This window comes from uncultured Paraglaciecola sp. (genome assembly GCF_943787955.1).
Classification (GTDB): Bacteria; Pseudomonadota; Gammaproteobacteria; order Enterobacterales; family Alteromonadaceae; genus Paraglaciecola.
Genome location: NZ_CALSOK010000011.1, coordinates 112,891 through 136,454, shown reverse-complemented (window position 1 = coordinate 136,454; position 23,564 = coordinate 112,891). Strand labels below are relative to the sequence as shown.

General features: G+C 41.2%; 14 protein-coding genes, 1 other RNA gene and 2 pseudogenes. 9 read left to right on the top strand and 8 right to left on the bottom strand.

Annotated features, from left to right (window positions below; translation table 11 throughout):
- Window positions 1–190: 190 nt before the first annotated feature.
- The 4 genes from Q0Y52_RS11560 to Q0Y52_RS11545 all read left to right on the top strand — a co-directional run bounded on the left by Q0Y52_RS11560 (window position 191) and on the right by Q0Y52_RS11545 (window position 6,984).
- Window positions 191–2,593, top strand: a complete 2,403-nt coding sequence (locus Q0Y52_RS11560) for a heavy metal translocating P-type ATPase (protein WP_297821697.1) — start codon at window positions 191–193, stop codon at window positions 2,591–2,593.
- A gap of 1,315 nt (window positions 2,594–3,908) precedes the next feature.
- Entirely contained in the window at window positions 3,909–4,208 is a 300-nt protein-coding gene (locus Q0Y52_RS11555) for a hypothetical protein (RefSeq protein ID WP_297821695.1), read from the top strand.
- Window positions 4,205–4,600: a hypothetical protein gene (locus tag Q0Y52_RS11550; RefSeq protein ID WP_297821694.1), complete on the top strand. Its 396-nt coding sequence runs from the start codon at window positions 4,205–4,207 to the stop codon at window positions 4,598–4,600. Before Q0Y52_RS11555 ends, Q0Y52_RS11550 begins: the two co-directional genes overlap by 4 nt.
- Window positions 4,597–6,984, top strand: a complete 2,388-nt coding sequence (locus Q0Y52_RS11545; protein ID WP_297821692.1) for an EAL domain-containing protein — start codon at window positions 4,597–4,599, stop codon at window positions 6,982–6,984. The genes Q0Y52_RS11550 and Q0Y52_RS11545 overlap by 4 nt, the downstream gene beginning before the upstream one ends.
- A gap of 960 nt (window positions 6,985–7,944) precedes the next feature.
- Here Q0Y52_RS11545 and Q0Y52_RS11540 read toward each other — a convergent pair.
- Window positions 7,945–10,170, bottom strand: coding sequence for a hypothetical protein (locus Q0Y52_RS11540; RefSeq protein ID WP_297821690.1), 2,226 nt, complete (start codon window positions 10,168–10,170; stop codon window positions 7,945–7,947).
- Window positions 10,171–10,521: 351 nt separating this feature from the next.
- Window positions 10,522–10,878: a transfer-messenger RNA gene (gene ssrA / locus Q0Y52_RS11535) on the bottom strand.
- Between the two features lie 157 nt (window positions 10,879–11,035).
- Between ssrA and Q0Y52_RS11530 the strand changes: the two genes are divergently transcribed.
- Window positions 11,036–12,274, top strand: coding sequence for an NADH:flavin oxidoreductase/NADH oxidase family protein (locus Q0Y52_RS11530; protein ID WP_297821688.1), 1,239 nt, complete (start codon window positions 11,036–11,038; stop codon window positions 12,272–12,274).
- Between the two features lie 114 nt (window positions 12,275–12,388).
- Here the strand turns inward: Q0Y52_RS11530 and Q0Y52_RS11525 are convergent, their stop codons facing one another.
- The 3 genes from Q0Y52_RS11525 to smpB form a co-directional block, all read right to left on the bottom strand.
- Entirely contained in the window at window positions 12,389–13,150 is a 762-nt protein-coding gene (locus Q0Y52_RS11525) for a dimethylarginine dimethylaminohydrolase family protein (RefSeq protein WP_297821686.1), read from the bottom strand.
- A gap of 14 nt (window positions 13,151–13,164) precedes the next feature.
- A complete protein-coding gene (locus Q0Y52_RS11520; protein ID WP_297821685.1) occupies window positions 13,165–14,391 on the bottom strand; it encodes an amino acid permease in 1,227 nt (408 codons plus the stop codon).
- Window positions 14,392–14,480: 89 nt separating this feature from the next.
- Window positions 14,481–14,957: an SsrA-binding protein SmpB gene (smpB, locus tag Q0Y52_RS11515; protein WP_297821683.1), complete on the bottom strand. Its 477-nt coding sequence runs from the start codon at window positions 14,955–14,957 to the stop codon at window positions 14,481–14,483.
- A gap of 134 nt (window positions 14,958–15,091) precedes the next feature.
- Here smpB and Q0Y52_RS11510 point away from each other — a divergent pair, with 134 nt between their 5' ends.
- Together Q0Y52_RS11510 and Q0Y52_RS11505 are read left to right on the top strand one after the other, a co-directional pair.
- Window positions 15,092–15,523, top strand: coding sequence for a type II toxin-antitoxin system RatA family toxin (locus tag Q0Y52_RS11510; protein WP_297821680.1), 432 nt, complete (start codon window positions 15,092–15,094; stop codon window positions 15,521–15,523).
- Between the two features lie 27 nt (window positions 15,524–15,550).
- Complete coding sequence (locus Q0Y52_RS11505) at window positions 15,551–15,916, top strand: RnfH family protein (RefSeq protein ID WP_297821678.1); 366 nt, start codon at window positions 15,551–15,553, stop codon at window positions 15,914–15,916.
- On the opposite strand, the gene Q0Y52_RS11500 is transcribed toward Q0Y52_RS11505, so the two are convergent.
- Both Q0Y52_RS11500 and Q0Y52_RS11495 read right to left on the bottom strand, forming a co-directional pair.
- Window positions 15,899–16,582, bottom strand: coding sequence for a TIGR02453 family protein (locus tag Q0Y52_RS11500; RefSeq protein WP_297821676.1), 684 nt, complete (start codon window positions 16,580–16,582; stop codon window positions 15,899–15,901). The genes Q0Y52_RS11505 and Q0Y52_RS11500 overlap by 18 nt on opposite strands.
- Before the next feature lie 24 nt (window positions 16,583–16,606).
- Window positions 16,607–17,418, bottom strand: a pseudogene (locus Q0Y52_RS11495) (pyruvate, water dikinase regulatory protein).
- 203 nt (window positions 17,419–17,621) lie between these two features.
- Between Q0Y52_RS11495 and ppsA the strand changes: the two are divergent.
- Window positions 17,622–19,993, top strand: a pseudogene (ppsA, locus tag Q0Y52_RS11490) (phosphoenolpyruvate synthase).
- A 96-nt stretch (window positions 19,994–20,089) separates the two neighbouring features.
- Here ppsA and Q0Y52_RS11485 read toward each other — a convergent pair.
- Complete coding sequence (locus tag Q0Y52_RS11485; RefSeq protein ID WP_297821674.1) at window positions 20,090–20,302, bottom strand: tellurium resistance protein TerC; 213 nt, start codon at window positions 20,300–20,302, stop codon at window positions 20,090–20,092.
- Window positions 20,303–20,504: 202 nt separating this feature from the next.
- Here Q0Y52_RS11485 and Q0Y52_RS11480 point away from each other — a divergent pair, with 202 nt between their 5' ends.
- Window positions 20,505–23,522 carry an FAD-binding and (Fe-S)-binding domain-containing protein gene (locus Q0Y52_RS11480; protein WP_297821672.1) on the top strand — a complete coding sequence of 1,006 codons (3,018 nt, stop codon included), beginning with the start codon at window positions 20,505–20,507 and terminating at the stop codon, window positions 23,520–23,522.
- The last annotated feature ends 42 nt before the right edge of the window (window positions 23,523–23,564 follow it).

Here is a 23,564-nt window from a genome sequence, read left to right as displayed (position 1 = left end):
GTCCCTGTTCCAATAATGTCATAAAAAATATCAAAGCGATTTGCCATTTTGTGAGCATCTTAGCCATGATCAAATGGTTATCAAGCACACACAGTATTATAAATGTATTTTCATACCCGACTTGACCTTACCATAGTGGTAAGGTTTACCCTTATCTTATCGCTTACTAGCTATCAACAGGGGAAGATAAATGCAATCTTCTATTCAACTCGCAGTGCAAGGTATGACATGTTCGTCATGTGCAGGTCGTATTGAGAAAGCGTTGCTTAAGGTTAATAACGTGGAACAGGCCACTGTTAATTTAGCAACTGAAACTATACTAGTTGAGGGTAACCCAAGTGCGACTGAGCTATGCAATGCCATCACTGGGGCTGGGTATCAAGTGAGTACTGAGACACGTCAATATCAGGTAATAGGCATGACCTGTGCCTCCTGCGCAAGCCACATAGAAAAAGCATTATTGAATGTGGCTGGGGTAATGACAGCACATGTCAATCTTGCAACAGAACAAGTCAATATTACACTGCTAAGTCGAATGAGTGATGCCATTTTGAGTGAGAGCATGCTGAGTGAGAGCATGCTGAGTGATAAGGTGCAAAAAGCAGGTTATCAGCTTGTTGCGCTGCAAAGTTTAGCGCAACAAGCTGATACGGATGACAATGCACTGCCATTTTACCGTAGTGACAATTGGCCCGTTATCGGGGCTGCCATGCTGACATTGCCACTGGTGTTACCAATGTTAGGTATGTTATTGGGCATTAATTGGGTGATGCCTTCACTTTGGCAGTGGTTGCTGGCAACACCTGTACAATTTTATTTTGGCGCCCGTTTTTATTGTGCTGGTTTTAATGCATTGAAAGCGGGGACTAGCAATATGGATCTGCTAGTCGCACTAGGGACTAGCGCAGCTTATGGTTTATCACTGTATCTTTGGTATAGCTTTGATGGCGAGCACGGTGCGCCGCATTTATATTTCGAAAGTAGTGCCGCTGTGTTGACTTTAGTGCTGTTGGGAAAACTGTTAGAGCAGCGTGCCAAACGTCATACCACAGACGCGCTGCGGGCATTGGAAAGTTTAAAACCAACTACCGCCAATGTATGGCGTAATGAAAACTGGCAGTCTGTACCGGCAATTCGGCTACAACTTGATGAAAAAGTAAAAGTGCTACCCGGTGAACGTATTCCAGTTGATGGCAAGGTTATTAAGGGGGACAGCCATGTTGATGAAGCGCTTATAAGTGGTGAAAGTATGCCTTTGCTAAAAATACTAGGAGATAAGGTCACGGGCGGGTCAATTAATCTTGATGGGGTACTTGAGTTAACGGCGACTGCCGTTGGTGCTGAATCGACACTGGCGAAAATTATCCATATGGTCGAACAGGCTCAAGGTGCGAAGGCGCCCGTTCAGGCCTTGGTCGACAAAATCAGCAATGTGTTTGTACCATTAGTGCTGCTTGTCGCACTGTTGACCCTTCTCGGCTGGGGAATGATAAGCGGAGATTGGACTCAAGGTATTTTGCATGGCGTTGCTGTGCTTGTTATTGCGTGCCCTTGTGCTCTGGGTTTAGCCACACCCGCTGCCATTATGGCAGGCACTGGCACAGCTGCACGCCACGGCATACTCGTAAAAGATGCGCAAGCACTAGAGCAGGCAAAACAAACTGATATGGTTGTCTTTGATAAAACGGGCACCTTGACTGAAGGCAAGCCTGAATTGACTCAGTTAACCCCATTTCAAATTGATGACGATAGACTACTCATGCTGGCATATGGTCTACAGCAAAATAGTGAGCACCCTTTGGCTAAAGCTGTCGTAACAAGGGCACAAAAAGAGTCTATTCAATTACCTGATATAAAACACTTTAAAGTCATTGCTGGTAAAGGGGTTCAAGGCGAAGAGAATGGCAAGCAGTTGTTACTCGGAAGTAGTCGTTGGATGCAAGAGCTGGGACTCACATTGCCTTTGCAGCAAATAACCACCCAAGGTGCAACGGTCTCTTGGTTGGCAAGTAAACAAGGTGAAAACATTGAGTTGTTGGGGTTGTTGTGTTTCGCCGACAAAATTAAAGAACAAGCAAAACACGCTGTAGATGCGCTAAAGCATAGAGGTATCAAAGTAGCGATGTTAACCGGTGACTCTGCTGCAAGTGCACAGCAGGTAGCCAGTGAACTGGGACTAGATGATTATCAAGCGGAAGTATTACCTCAAGATAAAGCGGCAGCTATTGCAAGCTACCAGCAACAGGGTTATCAAGTGGCCATGGTGGGTGATGGTATTAATGATGCGCCTGCGCTTGCTCAGGCCGATTTAGGCATTGCTATGGCCACAGGTACAGAAGTTGCCATAAGCGCCGCAGCGATTACATTAATGCGAGGCGACCCTGCATTGGTCTCAGCAACAATATCACTCGCATCAGCCACGTATCGAAATATTAAGCAGAACCTGTTCTGGGCGTTTGCCTTTAACACCATCGGGATCCCGTTAGCAGCGCTAGGGTATCTAAATCCAATTATTGCCGGTGCAGCGATGGCTATCAGCAGTGTGCTAGTGGTTACAAACGCATTACGCTTACAAAGCAAAACGTTTTATTAGGCGAGAATATGATCATTATGGATCAATACTGTTTACCACGGATGCTGACACCTCCAGTCTCTTTATCTAAAATCTGTGACAATCAAAACCCTCAAGCTTTTTGGGCTTCATTTTGTGGGTCAATAATAAGCCCTAATGGCCTGGGAGGGCTCATTAGGGCTTAAATATGTGGTGGAGCTGGCGGGAAGTTAACCTGACAACTAAGTCATTGAATAAACATAAATATTCTATATTTAATGACAGTGAACCACTACCTGTCCCACTAACAGTAAAAGTCATCTGTTATTCAAAAACGCATAGATTTACTCAACAAAAGCTTCTGAAGTTGCGGGGGGTGTAAGAAAAGTATTGTCGACGGCTCTGTAAGGCTCGACCCTAGAGATTTGACTCGCACCTCCCTTGTGTGTGGGATTTTACATCCCAGTGAACAAAAGTTAACCAATCAGATATCAAAAGTAAACCAATTACATCCCTTTATGGCTTAGTGGCAAGCTTGGCCAATAATTCTGATTAGATGATCCGATTAAATAGGCTTAGTGTCTTTTAATTAGCTCCAACCGCTTTTAAGCTAACTCAGGCAATTTTTGCAACCGTTCAGTCATCGCTTACTGCCTCAAAGCCAATCATATAAAAATCCTTGATAGCGTTTTTGTAGATACTGAGTCTAGGACAGGCTCCCACCACTTAAAGACTGTGCAACCAGTTCAGCATTTGCAGCCATGATTGGCTACTGAGTCATACCTAACTTTCGCTAATTACATGCATAAGGCTCAGGTCGGTGGTCCGCTATGAGCTGTGATTTGCGGACAGTCAGGACTTTCAAGTTATAGCGCACTGACAAATTTTTACGCCATTTAAACGTATGGATATTGCGTCGAAAAATCTGTGCGAGTTCGCTGATTGGGTTCATTGGTATCACTTGCCAGCCATTATTTAACCTCTCTTAAAATCCCTCAGAAAATCTCGTAGATTGGCAAGAACGCTATTATCTAAATTGATTACGCAGGCTTTAATCCCGACCCTTTATATTTTTAGCGTATCAATATCTTTAACTTTTTTGTAAAGTTTTAATGCTTAAATGACTTACCCCTTAATCTTAAAAACACAAGCAGCAAGAATAAGCAGGAAAAAATTTTTTATTGCTTAGGATTATGAAAACAATTAAGTTTTAAGTAATTTAATATACAAGCTCAACGACCATTTTTAGACAGTAATTGTTTGAACACGGAACGAACATCATCTTCACACCTTTCCGCTTCAAAATACAAATGTCCTATATTAAGTTGTAAATTAAGTTGTAAAAGGAAATTAACGTATGTACCGATGTTTACTCAACTCTTTTGTGTTGATAAGAACACTTGTTAACGGTTTCGCTGCTGCTCACGGCACATTGACTTATACACTAAGTGGCGGCAATGCCACAGTGACTGGATGTGTGGCTGCTTGCCCGGCGGCTTTAGTGATACCTAAAATTATTGATGGCTATAGCGTCACCATTAGGCAATGGGTATTGAGCTTCCCTTTTCAACTTAGATTTTTGTTTGCCAGCTATTCTCAGATTAGAATAAATTCACATCAATTAAGTCACCTTAATTTAATGAGTACAGCCTCATGACAAATCAGATGTATAGAGCCATTCTTGGCTTTTTACTGCTACTGGCGTTGACTTTTGATGTGGTAGTTCTGTTTTATGTGTTAATTCTAATGCTGTTTTTTGAGGGCGTAACCAATTTATATCTTACCAAGCTCGTATGCCAGTTTCGAACTTGCTTAAATTCTCAGAGCAAACCTACTGAATATGTTCAGGACAATAATCCTTCCTTCCGCTTTAATGTTGAATCTGAACGTGTCTGGCGCCTTGTGGTAGGGGGATTATTAGCGATTACCTTCTATTTCTATGAGCAACTTTGGTTCTTCCCTTGGTTTATTGGCTTTGCTATTTTTGGTTCAGGAATCAGTAATGTATGCCCGGTATTGTTGGTTATACGCTGGGCCGGGTTTAAATGACAAATAAGTCATTACCTAATAAGAAAAACAGCTCTGAACTTATTCAACTGTCTTTACCTACAAAAATCACTGGTATTGTATTCTGGGGAATGATGTTTGTCGGTCTATTAGTGGCGGTTTATCTGCTGCAATCTCGTGAAGACCATTTAGTCAGAGAGTATGAGAATGGTGCAATAATGTTTTCTCATGAGATAGAGTCGGTGCTTGAAAAAGAGCGTTCGAAGTTAAATATAAAAAAAGCCCTTAATGCCGTTTTTGAAAAAAGCAGACAAAGCTATGATATACAGGCCTTTGAATTTCGCTATGGAGACAAATTGTATGCTCTGGGGATGCGCGCGGCAGACCAGGAAACAATCACTAGCCCTATACATTATCAGAGTGCTGTATCGACCTATGTAAAAACTGAACTGGTTGTTTTTTTTCCGAATCTTCAACATGCTACCTCTACATTAAGAAAAAAAATGGTGCTGACTATTGGCTTTCTGAGCTTTCTATTTGGATTGGTTATACAGCAAATATTACAAAAGGTACTGACTAAGCCCTTCTTAAATATGGTTATGGTGGCGGAGCAATTTGCGGATGGTAATAATCAGGTGAGATTTGATGAGCAAAGGAATGACGAATTTGGCTATATGGCCAAATTTGTTAACCGAGCGTTAGATTCAACTTTACTTAAGCAGTATGAGCTAGAGAACTCTCGTAAGGCTTTATTCGACGAGAAAGAACGAGCTGAAGTGACCTTGCATTCAATTATCGATGGGGTGATTACCACTTCAGCGGATGCCAGAATTAAATTTATGAACCCGGTCGCAGAGAGATTGACAGGTTGGAGTAGCAATCATTCTCGGGATGTGCTGCTGAGTAATGTGGTTAAAATTATTAATGAAGATACCGGCCAGCAGATGCCTAATCCAATCACTCGATGTCTAGAGGAGAACACGGTAGAGCATCAAAACAATCATGTGTCATTGATTCGTCATGATGGTGCAACCGTTCCTATAGAGGTTTCTGCGGCTCCTATGCGAGATGACAGTGGCGCCGTGTTAGGTGCTGTGATGGTCTTGCATGATGTGAGCTCTTCTAGAATACTGGCCAAACAGTTGTCTTATCAGGCCAGTCATGATGCGCTGACCGGTTTGTATAACCGAAGAATGTTTGAAGAACGGCTAGAAGCGTTACTATTAAATGTGCAGAAAGAAGATCGGCATCATGTGCTTTGCTATATCGATCTTAATAAATTCAAGATAGTGAATGATACCTGTGGCCATATGGCGGGAGATGAATTACTCAGGCAGGTTGCAACTTTTCTGCATGATTGTATTCGTGAAGGGGATTCGTTGTCGCGCCTGGGAGGAGATGAATTTGGTGTACTACTGGAGAATTGCCAATTGGCCCAGGCCAGTCAAATCGCCGATAAAATTCTACAAAAATTCAGAGAATACCGATTTTTCTGGAAAAATCGAGCATTTGAAATAGGTGCCAGCATAGGTGTAGTGAACATTAATTCTGAAAATGTTGATATGGGGAGCGTTCTTTCAACCGCCGATCTGGCCTGTTATGCCGCAAAAGGAATGGGGCATAATCGAGTGCATATTTATGAGCCGACTGATGCGATATTGGCTGAGCGGCATGGGCACATGCATTGGGTTACCCGCATTATGGATGCGATTGAGCAAAACCGTTTTGTGTTGTATCAGCAGCCAGAGGTCCCTATTAGCTCAGAGATAGATATTAAGCACATAGAAATTCTGATTAGAATGAAAGACGAAGATGGCGTGTTAGTGAAGCCAGACCGTTTTATCCCTGCCGCAGAACGTTATCATTTGATGCCAAAGATTGACCGCTGGGTGATTAATAATGTGTTTGAATCTATGGCAAACAACCGGATTAACGATAATAAAAACCAGATAGTATCGATTAATTTATCTGGACTCACGCTGGATGATGAAGATTTGCTGGGATACATTCTGAGCACTCGTGACCGTCATGGCATTAATCTGAAAGAAGTTTGTTTTGAAATCACCGAAACCGCAGCGATTGGTAACCTAGCGAAGGCGACCCAATTTATGAATGAGCTTAAAAAAGAGGGCTGCCAGTTTGCACTGGATGACTTTGGTAGTGGTCTAAGTTCATTTGTGTATCTAAAAAATATGCCGGTGGATTACATCAAAATCGATGGTGCTTTTGTGGTGAATATAGTGACTGACCCAATCGACAGAGCCATGGTGGAAGCAATCACCAGCCTAGGGCGGGTCATGCAAATAAAAATCATTGCAGAGCGGGTAGAAAACGAGCAAACCCTGGATATATTACGAGAGATAGGTGTGGATTTTGTGCAAGGCTATCATATAGGGCGACCAACCGTTATCGCCGCATTTAAGTAAAAATTAACCAGAATTGTCTGCTTTTTGTCTATACCAAGCCTTATATGGATATCAATATTAGTGGTTGTTAATGAATAATCGAATTAAATCAATAAAAATTAGTGTTGCCATTTTGATGGCTGTTTTTTTGTTAAATTGAAGTGTTAGTGTGGCCACTTCTGTTGATGCTAAGTCTTCAAAGAAAAACAGCTCGTCTAAGAAAGTGTCTGTACCATATTTACCTGCCTATCTATTTGGGTCCGGTGATTTGCCTGAGATATCCGTGTAGAAAGGTCTGCAAAAGCAGGTGTTATTGCGCCCAGATGGATGCATTCCTTTCCATCGGCTGGTGAGACTAGAGCAGGGGATAGGACAGCGTTTCAACTTCAAAAGAATATAATCAATAAATTAAAACAGTATATTCCTGATCCAGTGGTAACCAGAGCAGTCTTTAGTGGCATAGTTAATTTGGCCACCTAATAAGGGATGTTATGACTAATTTCACTTCTTTGTGCGTAAAAGGTTTGAATATGAATGTTGTGCTTCGCACAGTATTCAGGCGCTTTTAAACCAATGGCTTGCTGGACAGTAACCGTATTTTATCACTCTTCTTTTGTTTGGCGTTGTTGTTGCAAAATATCCTCGATCTATTATCAAAGACATTATTGTGAGATACCAAGTTGATATCTAAAAGACGGCCTTTGCTAGATGCTTACAGTATAAGCGAAATATTTGTCGGATATTAATAGCTTGGTTTTGAATAAATTGGGACATAAATCAATCCATATTGTTTATTCAAAGAAACAATATAAATGTAAATATATTGAGTAATTCGCAAATATGTGGAAAACCTTTTGGTATATGACCACATATTCCCCCAAATTTACCCAGATTAGTTCTCCATTATCTTAACCCAATAATAAGTCTTCACTATAAATACATAGCATATTCTAGGGATTACATTGTTAATGTATCCCTTAATTAATCACGTTCGATATTTTGACAAAATGTTGGGTCAACACCACAAGGTGCACCTTGGACAGTCCAGCTAAGAATAGTTTGATAATTTTGTTCATCGAAATCGTTACTTCGATCTAATACGATGCTACCACCATGTTGCAGGTTGGTAGGTTTGATTAGTAAAAGGCTTTTTTGAGGATCATTTAGATCAATATTTTTAAGTACGTCTTGATAAAATCTAGGGTTTGTCACATCAAAATAAACGGGTATACCCGGATGAACTGTTTCTTCAGCGTGACAAGAGGTACAATTATCGCTGAGTATTTGTTGAATATCATTAGCAAAAGTTAATTGTTTGGGCGTTGTTGCCATATTGTTATTTATTGTGACTAAAACTTGTTCAGTATCACTTAAACTTGTGGCGTTATTGGCGGTTAATTGAATAATATAATCACCGTCTACATCCGCAGATAATATGGTGGTACTTCCTGTAATGTTCGACAGTGTTGCTATTGCATCAACAGGTGTTGATAGTACTTCCCAGCTGAAACTCTCAGCAAGATAACTAGCAGATGCGTTTAGTGTTACTGGGGAATTTGATACACGAGAGGTTGTTGTTACGGCTACAGGTGCCTTGGGTTCAGAAATTACACCATTGTTATCAAAGGCATCAAAATCAGGTAAAAAAGAAGCAAGTAGTGTGGGTGCTGCTTCAGGTGTTTCCCAAAATCTTGTATAATTAAGTAATGAAAGAGGCATTTGGCCACGTCGATAAACGAGTTCGATAATACGTTTGTTATAGCTGATAAACTTTTCATAACTGCTTAAATTAATGGCATTGGCGAGTGATACGTCTTGACCATTAAATTGTGTTATGACATTTTCCCCTGCAGAACTACCTCTTATTGAATGGCATGCAATACAGTGATCTTTTACGACTTCGAGGTAAAGTCTTTCAACTCCATCTGGACGGTTAGCATTTTGCTTCCAGCCATCAGGGATATAATCACCACTGTAATCATCTGTTGAAAAATCTCCGTTATAGGCACCGCTATTAATTTCCAAAGCAAAATTTGCACTCCAACGGGCTTGGATGCTTACATCAAGATTTTGTGTTTCGCTATAAGAGGAGTGAACGAGTTGGTTCATGGCCTTTATCGCTAATTTTTGGTCTTCTTCGGTATAACCGTCTTGATCTGAAAACGTAAAATGGTCGGTATTAAGACTGTTGAATTTTTGTGAACGTAAAGATTCAACAGGAAAGCCACCATCAGCGTTTAATGGGTGCAGTGTGCCGCCATGACAGACTAAGCATGCCGTAGGCATAAACTTTTCGCCGCGGCCATCTAGATCAATGCTGTTTTTGCGTTCTTTGATATCTTTTACGGAAAAGTTGAAAAATTTCAGTATTTTTTCTGAACTAGGATCGTTTGAGTCTATAGGAGAATATTCTATTGCATTAGTACTGATAAGAAACTCTTTATCAGCAGCTAAAGCTGCGTCTAAACCCAATGCTCCATAGGTAGATACATCCCCCTCAGTCAATTGCACAATATAGTAATTTACATAAAAAGCAAAACTTCCGTCTTCACCATTTTTTGAGTACATATCACGACCGTAACCTAAATCAATTCGGTCTCTAAAAATAATATGATTGTCGGCGCCGCTGTTAAATCCATTAACTGATTTCCACTGTGCTAAGGTGGTTCTTTCGTTATTAGGATCAACCGCTGTGTAATAAGCCTCAGCATATGTTTGTGAATTTATGCGGGAGTTTTCTAATACGATAGTGGCATTATTATCGCTGCCACTATTATTATCTTCTGCGATGATGTGGTTATTACGGGTAATAAATAAATAGTTGTCGACCGCTGAGGTTAATTTAACACTTAGGCCCCCAGCTTTTTGAAGATTGATAACATGGGCTGGGTTCATTTCATGTGTAGCATCCATACCACCTGAGTTACTCCAATTACCGTTAATGGTTTCTTCGGTACCATTATCATAAGTAACGGTTAAGTTATAATCGCTGCTTTGTCCAGCGTTAACAGTAGCGGCTACAATCTTATATTGCCCAGCAGCAAGAGCGGCTTTAGTATTTATAAATTTAAGAAAGTCGTCAGTAGTCACTGTTGCGTCGATAACTTCAGGAACAGGCTCTGCATTTTCGTCATCACGGCTATCTAAACAACCAGAAAGTGAAAAAAGCAGGGCAATAGACAAAGTAATTGAACAGCTTTTTTTCATTAGAATCTCACCAGATAGCTAATATTATAAAGTAAACTTTCATAATCAAGATTCCAAACGGCTTTTGAAAGAATTTTTGAAACTGATATATCCAGTGCAGAGCTATCCCATAAAGCCGTGTTGTATCCAAGTTTTAAGGTGTGAGTATCGGCTTTTACTTTGTATGCTAACCAATAATAAAAGGGGTTAATAAAAGGGGTCGTAGTTAAATTAAAATTAAGCGTGTCTTTTTAATAAAAGGGGTCGTAGTTAAATTAAAATTAAGCGTGTCTTTTAAAGGTCCCATCGATGCCCATTCAACTCCTATAAATAAAAAAGGCTTATCTTTCGATAAGCCTTTTTTATTTCATGTGGTGGAGCTGGCGGGACTCGAACCCGCGTCCAGAACACGTCAACCATCGGTACTACATGCTTATTTTGTCTTTTATTTAACTAATTTGAACTCCGACAAACAGGATTTCTCATAGCGGGCCTAATACTATTTCGCGGTTCACCCTTAGACAAGGTTCCCTCGCTATCCTGCTGGGATGACCTTCCGAACCTCTACTAGCAGAAAGAGTATGAGTGGAAGGGCACTGCCGGTTATTAAGCGGCTAGTGCGTAGTTTTCGTCGTTTGCGACTATTTAAATGCGGCTTTTATAGAGGCAAACCGCTCCTCTGCATGCACCTAAAGCTTCTAGAGTCCTGTCGAATCCAAAATCAGCCCCAAGGTGTTGGTTGCAAACTACCAACAGCTACATTCTAGCATAGGCCGGTTAGCTGTGAATACAATGTTTGGGAAAATGTTGTTACAAACCTTGTGTGTTCAGTCTCTAGCCCAATATATTGATTACAAATTATACTTATTCGGTCACTCAACATCATATGACAGCTTCAATCTTTACTTCATTTACCTTACCCAATGGCCAAGTGCTAAAAAATCGCTTAGTCAAAGCGGCGATGGAAGAAAATTTGGCGACTGGCGAACACTTACCAGGAACTGAACTTAAACGTTTATACCAAGCTTGGGCTGATGGCGGAGTAGGGCTAATTATTACCGGTAATGTGATGATTGATCACTTGGCTATGACAGGTCCTGGCGGTGTGGTACTAGAACAGGATACTGACTTAACTCCTTTTACTGAATGGGCAAACTTGTCAAAAACGAATGACACTAAAATATGGATGCAGATCAACCATCCAGGTCGGCAAGTGTTCAAAAAAATGGGGGGTAAGGTGTTGTCTCCTTCTGATGTGGCGTTAAATATGGGTAAACATTCGTCATTGTTTTCCCCTCCTAAATCAATGGATGAGTCCGAAATTCAAGATGTGATTCAACGATTTACTACAACAGCTGTTCGGGCTGAACAGGCGGGCTTTGACGGCGTGGAAATACACGCGGCCCATGGTTATTTGCTGGCGCAATTTTTATCTCCTTTGACCAATAAACGAAATGATAAATGGGGAGGTAGCCTTGAAAACCGTGCTCGCTTGCTAATTGACGTCGTTAAATCAGTAAAAGAGGCATGTGGCGATAGTTTTGCTATTGGGGTTAAACTTAATTCAGCAGACTTTCAACGTGGCGGTTTTGATATCGACGACGCTGAACAAGTAGTGAAAATACTCGGTGAATTGAATATTGATTTAGTGGAATTATCTGGCGGTAGTTACGAAGCACCGGCCATGCAGGGGCGCAGTGCAGATGATAGAACGCTCGCCAGAGAAGCCTATTTTTTAGAGTTTGCCAGCAAGATCGCCAAACATGTATCGGTACCCATTATGACCACAGGTGGCATTCACCGTTATGATGTGGCCAAAAAAGTCGTTGATAATGGAGTGGAATTGGTGGGAATGGCCAGTTCTCTGGCTTTTATGCCAGATCTACCATATCAATGGCAAAATGATAGCGCCGTGCTTGGACATATACCTGTCGTTAATTGGAAAGACAAAACGCTCAGTGGTTTAGCCACAATGGCGATGGTTAAACAACAATTACGTCGAATTGCAGCGGGTAAGTTACCGAGATCATCGGCATCGCCGTTATGGGCTTTAATTACTGATCAACTACGTGGAGTAAAATTGACTAAGCGTTATAAAAAACAACATAAGCATGAAATTGCGTAATTTCTATTGAACAAACAAAGCCTGTTAGATGCATCGAGCTTTGTTTATCTGGTTAGCTAGCGCCTAAAAATGTCATTTTTGTTCTGAGTTAGGTGCTGTTTAACTGGAAGGCAATCAAAATCGCAGTGATAAGCAGCTTAATCCACCGTCTAACTTTTGAAACTCCGACATGGATACCTCTATTGTGGGATAACCAAGTTGTTGGATGGCTTTTAGGGCATTGGGGAAACCTTTAGGTACTAAAATAGTGCCGTTTATCCATACACTATTGGCGGCATAACTTTCATCTTTTGCTATTTCTATGCGTTTAAATTGATTGAAAGTAGGATGGTTGTGCATCTCGTCAAAGGTCAGTAAGTGGTTGTTTTCTAAATAACTGACACCTGTCTTTAAATGCAGTAATGCTGACATTTCGACCATTGAACCAGTCAAGTTGTATTGACCAAGTATATCGATAAGTTGCTCAGCACCTTGAGTATTTGTACGGGCAGATATGCCTATGTAAAAATGATTTTTTACCATCATAATATCGCCAGCTTCAACAGTTCCGGGTAGATTGATATGCTCAAGGTTAGGATAAAATTGTTCCACAGCTTTGACTATATGTTGCACTTCTCCACGGCGACTTGGTGCACCCGGATGGGTAAGAATGGCGCACTTTGGTGTCAGTAGGGCAACATCTTCAACAAAACACGAGTCAGGATAACTTTCTAGTGGCGGCAAAACAGTCACTTGCAAACCACATTCCTGTAAGGCTGTAATATATTCTTGATGTTGTTCACATGCTAAATCGTAGTCAGGTAAACCCATATCAGCTTCAGTCAGGCCAGCTAACATCGCTTTACATGGTGTGCGTACTATTGCATTACTAAACATAAATATTCCTAAAATTATTGATACAAAACCCAAGCGCCGATGATGGCTAACAGGGAAAATAAAGTAGCAAGTAGCGCAACACACAATCTCATGTAACTGAGAGGCGCACCCTGCTTATGGTCCTGTAATTGAAGTTTTATGCTGGCTAGTCCAGTACCCAAATAGACCACCAATACTGAAAATGTGGCTATAATAAGTAAATTTTCAAAACTATTGATCAGTGATTGACTGGTATTAAAGAGCAACAATATGATTGCCATAACACTGGAAAACAGTAGGGCTGTTGTGGGAGTACCTTGAGCATTTTGTTGACTAAAGTAGATAGGGAATATGTTGTCCCTTGCTCCTGCTAACATTATTGTTCCAGCTATCATGATACATACGTTTAAAGTGCCTCCTATAGCAAATAAGGCCCCTATGGTAATGATTATGGCACCTGTATCCCCCATGATTATCTGTGCTGCATCAGCGAAAGGTGACGTGGAGTTTTGTAATTCAGGTAGAGACATGATCGACATGATACCGAACATCGCTATTACATAGATGCTCAATGCCGTTAATGTGCCTAAAATTGAAGCGCGAGCTATGGTTTTTGTTGGGTTAATGGTGTCTTCTGATGGCAGTGTGGCTGATTCAACGCCAATAAAGCCCCACATGATCAGTAAACACAATGCAGCGACCATACTAAAAAAAGAGCTGTCATCCGGGTTTATGGCTGGAATGTTAGACACGTCACCAAACATGATACCAAACAAGCCCACTAATAATAATGGAACAATTTTTACAATAGTGGTGATCAATTGAACAGCACTGGCTTCACGCACACCACAGATATTAATGGCGGTAAAAAAAAGGATAATACCAACTGCAAATAAAGCGCTATACAATGGCTGGTCATTGAGTATTGGTAGGTACGTTAAACTATACCCTGCAAACGACAATGCTATGGCTGCTATGGAGGTGACTAAGGAAATCCAATATCCCCAACAAACAATTGCTGCTGGAACAGTCCCAAAAGCTTCAAGGACATAGAAATATGGCCCACCCAACCCAGGTTTGCGTGAAGAGAGATAACTATAGCTTAAGGCTAAACATATGGCTCCAAAGCCAGTCACCCCCCAGCCAATAAAACTATAACTGCCATAGGGTGCAAGTAAAGCAGGTAAGGTAAAAATACCCGAGCCAATCATCATCCCTGCAACGAGGGCCCAAGAACGCCATATTCCTATCGATTTTGTCATGCTAATTATTGCTACAACATCAAATTATTCAAAAATTACCCATTCTAGCTCTAGATTAATAGCTGATACTTCAGCTCTTAAGGTATGACTTAGGCGCTGTGTTTCATCATGCGTTCTTTATCACGGGCCCAGTCGCGGTCTTTAACCGCGTCGCGTTTATCATGTTCGTGTTTACCTTTACCTAAGTAGACTTCGACCTTTACCCAGTTTTTCTTCCAATACATGGCTGTGGCGATAATCGAATAACCTTGGCGTTCAACTGAGCCAATTAATTTGTCTAATTCTCGTTTTTTGAGTAACAGCTTACGCTTACGTGTAGGCTCACAAACTACGTGACTAGACGCTTGGTTTAACGGTTGAATGGTTGAACCAATTAGAAAGGCTTCACCTTTTTCTATGGCGACGTAACTTTCCGCAATATTGACCTTACCAGAGCGAATGCTTTTCACTTCCCAGCCTTGCAATGACATACCACATTCGAGTTTGTCTTGAAGATTGTATTCGTGGCGAGCTTTTTTATTTAGCGCTATGGTGCTATCTGTAGATTTTGACTTCTTTTTATTCATAGACCGTATTATAAAGATTGTATGAAGTGGTACAACAAAAAATCCACTGTATTCGAAACTATTGGATCGACACACCGCAAATAACTTATGTTAATCTACTACTGTTTTAACGTCTTACCCATTTTGGAGTATTAATGGCCAATGTATGTTGCAGCGCTTTGGTTGCTTTTAGTGCTGAATCCATGTATGACTTGATTAATGATGTACAGCTGTATCCAGAGTTTATCCCGGGATGTGCTGAAACCAAGGTTTTGCAGCAAGATAATGACAATATGCGTGCATCCCTGCTTATTTCAAAGGCGGGTGTTGAACAATGGTTTACTACCCACAACACATTAAAGCGTGGTGAATTTATCCAAATGCGCTTAGTTGATGGACCTTTCTCTCGATTAACTGGAGGCTGGACAATCAAGTCACTCAGCGAGACAGGCTGTAAAATAGAGTTGAATTTGGACTTTGCCTTCTCGAGTAAGATAGTTGAGATGGCTTTTGGGCGTGTTTTTAATACGATTGCTACTAATATGGTTGTCGCCTTTACTGAGCGCGCAAAACAGGTTTATGGTTAAAGCTTAGCTAGAGGTTACGTAGAGTATATGACAGACCAACAAATATCCCTTGAAGTGGTGTATGGCACCCCCGAAAAACAAGCTTTGCTTGAAGTGGTCGTTGAACAAGGTTCAACGGTTAAAGAGGCTATTATGGCTTCGGGTATCGTGAAACGTTTTCCAGATATTAACCTCGAGGTGTTAAAAGTAGGTATTTGGAATCGCACGTGTAAGTTAACTGACCTGCCAAAAAAAGGTGACAGAATCGAAATTTATCGCCCTCTTATTGCAGATCCCAAAGAAGCAAGAAGGCGCAGAGCAGAAAAAGCCAAAGATGAAGGTCGTGCTAATAAAACCACTGGTGGAAGAGCAAAAATCAAAACGCCAACTAATACATCAGAACCTGAGTCCTAACGCTTCACATATAAACTTCTGAAATGGCTGGGCTCGACCAAAACGACTGGCCACCATTTTGCAAAAATCTGGTTGGTACAAATCACTTTCTTGAAGCGAACATATAGCAATGAAATCTTTGCGCTTTAACTCTTCAATAAGGTGATGCTCTTTGTCATAACCTTTAGGAGGTCGGGTTAGCTTAGTGCCTGCTAGTTCGTAAAATTGAGTAAAAGGTTCATGCTCAATAGCATCTAAGTAAGGCCCAGGTTTGGTCACAATATGATCTCGAATGGCTGCCAAAGGGTCCCTGTCTGGTTGCCACGTGCCCACAGCCAAAAAAATCTCGTCTGCTGCAATATGCAAATAGAAACCTGGTGCGTGAACATCTTTGCCCACCTCATGACGGAATTGTATGCCTAGATTGGTTTTGTAAGGCAATTTATTTTTAGAGAACCTAACGTCCCGATAGATGCGCATCAGAGAACCGCCCACTTTTTTAGGGCTGGCCTCGTAGTGTGGTGAAATAAGCCGGATCCACTGATCCATTTGTTCGATAAAAGCTAAGGCTGGCAAACGCACGTGGTCTTCATATTGTTGTTTATGGTCGTTGAACCAATCGCGATTATTATTGGCTTGAAGATCCTTTAAAAATTTAAGTAACGATGGTTCAAAGTGATTGAACATACAGTTTTTCCTTTGCGCTTGGATTTAGTGTTTTTTACGTTGCAAACCAGTTTGAGCTAAAATTTTGGCTGAAATCTCTTCAATCGAGAATCGAGTACTATTTAAAAACGGAATTTTTTCTTTGCGGTACAAGTTTTCTACTTCTCGTAATTCCATGCGACATTGCTGCAACGATGCATATTTACTATTAGCCCGTCGTTCTGAACGTATTTGGTGTAATCGGTCTGCTTGGATAGTCAGCCCAAACAATTTGTCTTTAAAGCGACGTAATGGTGCAGGCAAACGTAAAATGTCACCCATATCATCTTCGGTAAAGGGGTAGTTTGCTGCTTTGATACCATATTGCAGCGCTAGATAGAGACTAGTAGGGGTTTTGCCCGACCGTGATACACCCACTAAAATAATATCAGCTTCGTGATAGTCTTTTAAGTTTGCCCCATCATCATTGGCTAATGCATAGTTTACGGCTTCAATTCGAATATCATAAGTTTTTTCATGAATACTATGAGTGCGATGTTTTTCTGGCTTAGATGGTACACCCAACACTTTTTCCAGTGGCGCAACAAACTGATCCAGAAAGTTGTAATTGATCCCCACTGATTTTGAAACAATTTTGCGAACTTCGATATTGACTATGGTGTAAAACACTAAAGGTCGCTGATCGTCATCTTGAAAACTTTCAGATATTTTTCGAACGACGTCTTTTGCTTGTTCTGCGGTTTCGACGAAGGGAACAGTGATGTGTTTGAACTCAATCGTAAAAGGGAGAGCAATGCGTGGCCAAACACCTCTGCAGTAATGGCCGTTCCATCTGAAATATAATAGGCTGATCTCAAAACATTTCCTTAACATTGGTGTAATTTAATTACGAAAAATAATTAAATTTTACTTTCACGATAACAACATTCTAAAATCCCCCTAACAAATTTAAAGGCGTTATAAAGATGTTGTTTTTTTTCTGTTTTTAACAGTCATAACTAAACGATTACCTAAACTAACACGATTAAATTAACCAAACAATTATTTGGAGAAAGTGAGAATGCAAGAACACGTTTTGTGGTACCAACAACTGGGTATGGGAGATGTCGGAGTCGTTGGCGGCAAAAACGCGTCATTGGGCGAAATGATTTCAAATTTGGCTAATGCAGGAGTACAAGTGCCTGGAGGATTTGCGACCACAGCGCATGCATTTAATTTATTTCTCGAACAAAGTGGCTTAGAAGCCAGTATTCATGTTTTGTAGACGACCTAGATATCGAAGACATCGCTGCATTAGGTATAGCTGGCGAAACCATTCGTAATTGGATTATCGATACGCCTTTTCTACCAGAGTTAGAAAATGCCATACGCGTGGCGTTTAAAACTTTGCAAGGTGAGGCGGGTGATGAAGCTTCATTTGCAGTGCGCTCTTCAGCCACAGCAGAAGACATGCCTGATGCATCTTTTGCGGGCCAGCAAGAAACCTTTTTAAACGTAAAAGGTTACGATTCAGTCATGGTTGCAATCAAACATGTATTCGCTTCACTGTTTAACGACAGAGCTATTTCTTATCGAGTACATCAAGGATACGACCACAAAGGAGTGGCTTTATCTGCAGGTATTCAACGTATGGTGCGCAGTGACTGTTCTGCCTCTGGCGTAATGTTTTCGATTGATACTGAGTCTGGTTTTGAAGACGTTGTTTTTATCACCTCATCTTATGGCTTAGGTGAAATGGTGGTGCAAGGTGCAGTCAACCCGGACGAATTTTATGTCCACAAACCTACTTTGGCAAAAGGTTTTCCCGCTGTTGTGCGCAGAAACCTTGGCAGCAAACTTACCAAGATGATTTATTCAGAAGTACTTGAGCACGGTAAACAAGTCGAGATTGTGGATATTGAGCCTGCAGACAGTCGTCAATTTTCATTAAATGATGACGAAATAATGGAGCTGGCCAAGCAGGCTGTGATTATTGAAAAGCATTACCAACGCCCTATGGATATCGAATGGGCTAAAGATGGCATAGATGGCAAATTATACATAGTGCAGGCCCGCCCCGAGACAGTGCGAAGTCGTGAAGATATGCAGGTCATTGAGCGCTTTATGCTTAAAGGTAAAGCCAAAGTTGTGTGTGAAGGGCGAGCAATTGGCCACAAGATAGGCGCTGGCGTAGCAAAAGTGCTTAAAGGTGTGGAAGAGATGGATAAAATCCAACCAGGGGATGTCTTAGTCACTGATATGACCGATCCGGATTGGGAGCCAATTATGAAAAAAGCTTCTGCGATTGTGACCAACCGCGGTGGACGAACTTGCCATGCAGCTATTATCGCCAGAGAACTAGGTATTCCTGCCGTTGTAGGTTGTGGTAATGCCACAGCTTCAATTGAAAATGGCGACAATATTACGGTATCTTGTGCAGAAGGCGACACGGGGTTTATCTACGGTGATGTATTAGACTTTGATGTTGTGACATCACGGATTGATGCATGCCAGAAATTCCACTCAAAGTAATGATGAATGTCGGCAACCCAGATAGAGCCTTTGATTTTGCTCGTTTGCCTCACGCGGGTGTTGGTTTGGCGCGACTTGAGTTTATTATCAACCGCATGATCGGTGTGCATCCCAAAGCATTACTTGATTTTGATAATCAACCTGAGCGAATTAAAAGAAGAAATCACTCGACATGATTGCGGGCTATGCTTCCCCAGTAGAGTTTTACATCGAAAAGTTGGTGGAAGGTATTCAACCATAGCCTCGCGTTTTCGCCTGAAAAAGTCATAGTGCGTATGTCTGACTTTAAGTCCAATGAATACTTTAATTTAGTGGGCGGTTACCAATACGAACCGGATGAAGAAAATCCGATGCTCGGTTTTCGTGGTGCCAGCCGTTATATTTCAGAAGATTTCTAGAGCTGTTTTGCCTTGGAATGTGAAGCGATTAAGCGGGTGCGTAATAAAATGGACTTAACCAATGTTGAGATCATGATCCCCTTTGTGCGTACTCTTAGAAGAAGGTGCAAAGGTATTAGAGTTACTTGCCGAAGAGGGATTAGTGCAAGGCGAAAATGGCCTACGTGTCATTATGATGTGTGAGCTTCCTTCAAACGCACTTTTGGCTGACAAATTCCTTGATATGTTTGATGGTTTCTCAATTGGCTCTAACGATTTGACCCAGTTAACATCTAGGTCTTGACCGAGATTCGGGTTGATCGCTCATTTGTTTGATGAGCGCGACCCTGCAGTTAAGAGCTTGTTATCCATGGCAATTCAAGCAGCTAAGAAACGCGGTAAGTATGTTGGTATTTGTGGTCAAGGCCCGTCTGATCATGAAGATTTAGCACAGTGGCTGGTGGAGCAAGGTATCGATAGTGTGTCACTGAACCCAGATACAGTTGTCGAAACCTGGTTATATCTTGGTAAGAAACAGGGATAGTAAAGTAGAACGTTAAATAGAAAAGCCGCTAACGTATTAACGAAAGCGGCTTTTTAATACTTAGGTCCAAATAAAAAATCCAATAGTTTTACCTTCTCAGTATTTATCTAGAATGAGTTTATCTAATTTGCTAGCCGACTTTGACATGACCTTTTGGCAAGTACGCAACCAATCTCTGGCTTTAGGCACGTCATAACTAAGCATCAAAAGCCCTACTAATAAAACCAATATCGAACCAGGTAGAATAAAAAAGACTACGCCAAATATTGCCAGTAGGCCACCTAATGCGATACGTAATTTTTTCTTCATATTTATCACCTAAGGTTTGAGAGAGAATCATTTAAACAAAAAGTATATCAGCTCATTTATGACTGAAAAATTTCATATGTTACAAACTATTTGTATCATATGAAAAATCAATAGGGCTAATGTCAAAGTGATATAGAGCAGGAATGATCATTTTAGGTATAATCACCGTTATATTTTATACATTAATTACTGAATGCCCCCTATGCTGCCAGCGTTAGACCCTCAATCTATTATTGAAAGTAACTATCAGGATTTTTTGACTGATTTAACAAAGTCCACTTTTTCTGGTGACATTGAGTACAGTTACGGGAGTCGTTTAGCGGTGTCTACTGATAATTCTATTTATCAGAAGTTACCCCAAGCTGTTGTTTTTCCAAAGACTACTGAGGATTTATCGCTGATTGGTAAAATGGCTAATCCTTATCGAGACGTTAAATTCTCTGCCAGAGGTGGTGGCACAGGCACTAACGGTCAGTCGCTTACCAGTGGTATTATTGTCGATGTTTCTCGCCACATGAATCAAGTTTTAGAAGTGAATGTCGAGCAAAAATGGGCAAGAGTTCAAGCTGGTATTGTCAAAGATCAGTTAAACGATGTACTAAAGCCATTGGGTTTCTTTTTTGCACCAGACTTGTCTACTAGTAGTAGGGCCACTATTGGCGGAATGATCAGTACCGATGCCTCTGGGCAGGGTTCATTGGTGTACGGAAAAACGAGTGATCATATATTAGGTCTCACATCGGTAATGGCTGATGGAACGGTTTTAAACACAGCACCCATGGCCCTCGATAACGCTAAAAAACTGGGTCAAAAATACACACCGATAGCCAAGATAACTCAGCAGTTACTCGACACGTGTTTAGGTAAACGCCAACAAATCTTAGAAAAGTTTCCTCGTCTCAATCGTTTTTTAACTGGCTATGATCTAGAACACACATTGGATGAAGGTTTAACAACATTAGATATTAGCCGCGTCATTACAGGCTCAGAAGGCTCCCTTGTCTTTGTGGCAGAAGCGACAGTAAACATCACACCCATCGCCAGGTTTAAAGCCTTAGTGAATGTTAAGTACAATTCTTTTGAATCTGCTTTAAGGCATGCACCTAGTATGGTCGCCGCTAATGCCACCTCGGTAGAAACGGTTGACAGTAATGTGCTTAACTTGGCTAAGCAAGACATGATTTGGCATTCAGTCGAAAGCTTGATCACTGAGGTAGAGGGGAGAACGGTACTTGGTCTAAATATGGTTGAGTACAACAGTAATGACCAAGCTGATATCGAACAAAAAATAGCCACCTTAAGTCGTAACCTAGACTCAGCTGAAAATTTAGGTGTCATTGGTTATCAAATTACCTACGACAAAGCTGATATCTTGAAAATTTATGCCATGCGTAAAAAGTCAGTGGGCTTATTAGGCAAAACTAAAGGGGCTAGAAAGCCTATTGCTTTTGTTGAAGATACGGCTGTACCACCTGAAAATTTAGCTGATTTTATTATGGAGTTTCGTGCTTTATTAGACGGGTATGGTTTGAAATATGGCATGTTTGGCCATGTGGATGCGGGAGTATTACACGTGCGTCCTGCATTGGATATGTGCGATCCTGAACAAGAAGCGATGGTGCCGGATATTTCAGATCAAGTGGTGGCATTAGTCGCTAAATATGGTGGTTTGATGTGGGGCGAACATGGTAAAGGTTACCGAAGTGAGTATGGGCCACAGTTTTTTGGTAAAGAACTATTTGCTGAACTGAGAAAGATAAAAACAGTTTTCGATCCCCACAATAAAATGAACCCTGGAAAAATTTGCACACCATTAGAGTCAACAGAATCTTTGGTGACAGTCGGGGATCAAAAGCGTGGTGAGTTTGATAGGCAAATTCCTATCGAAGTCAGGACATCCTTTGAACCTGTCATGAGCTGTAACGGTAATGGTTTATGTTTTAATTATGATACGACTTCACCTATGTGCCCCTCTTTTAAAATTACCAGTGATAGACGTCACAGTCCCAAAGGTAGGGCCGGCATGGTGCGTGAATGGCTAAGGTTGTTGTCAAATCAAAACATTGATGTCAATGCATTAGAACACAACGAAGATCCCCCTAGTTGGTTTGAACGCTTCAGAAATAGCACTGACAAGAGAGTTGATAATGACTTTTCTCACGAAGTGCTAGAAGTGATGGAAGGATGTTTAGCCTGTAAAGCATGTTCTAGCCAATGCCCGGTTAGTGTTGATGTGCCCGGATTTAGATCGCGCTTTTTAAGTATGTATTATCAACGTTATATGCGCCCAGCCAAAGACCACTTGGTTGGCAATATCGAAAAGATGGCGCCATTGATGGCTAAAGCGCCTAGGTTTATCAATTTTTTCTTACGCCAAGGCTGGGTGAATACCGCTATTCGTAAGACTATCGGATATATCGATACGCCTATTTTATCGCAGCCAACCTTGGATCAAAAACTAAACGGTAATGCAGCAATGCAATTTGATTTAGTGGCACTGCAGCAATTAAGCCCTGTACAGTTAGCGAAAAAAGTGTGCATTGTGCAAGATCCCTTCACCAGTTTTTATGACGCACAAGTGGTGGAATCTTTAGTGACACTGATTTCTAAACTTGGCTACGAACCTGTTTTGTTACCTTTTATGCCAAACGGTAAACCCCAACATGTAAAAGGTTTTTTAAAAGAGTTTGCCAAAACGGCTAAAACTGCGGCAGATTTTTTGAATCAGTTAGATGATTTGGCTTTACCATTGATAGGTGTCGATCCCTCTATGGTGCTATGTTATCGCGACGAGTATACCAAAATTTTAGGCGATGCTCGTGGTGACTTTAAAGTGCTGCTCGTGCATGAATGGTTGTTGCAACTTGAGCTGCCAAAAGTTGCCCAAGGCAATACCCAAAACTATGCACTGTTTGGCCACTGCAGCGAAAAAACAGCTTTACCTACAAGTGAAACTCAATGGCAACAGATTTTCCAAAAAACGGGTTTAACCTTATCTGCTGTATCTGTAGGGTGTTGTGGTATGGCGGGGACGTTTGGTCACGAGGCCAGTCACATCAAAGAGTCTACAGGCATTTATCAATTAAGTTGGCAACAAGCTATCAGTCGATATAAGCCAGAAGAAATAGTCGCTACTGGTTATTCATGCCGAAGTCAGGTGGCAAGATTCGAGAATTTCAAGCCTAAACACCCTTTACAGGTATTAGCCGAGTCATTGTGATTTGGCTCTAGAATTTGATGGGAGATCCACAAGGACATAATT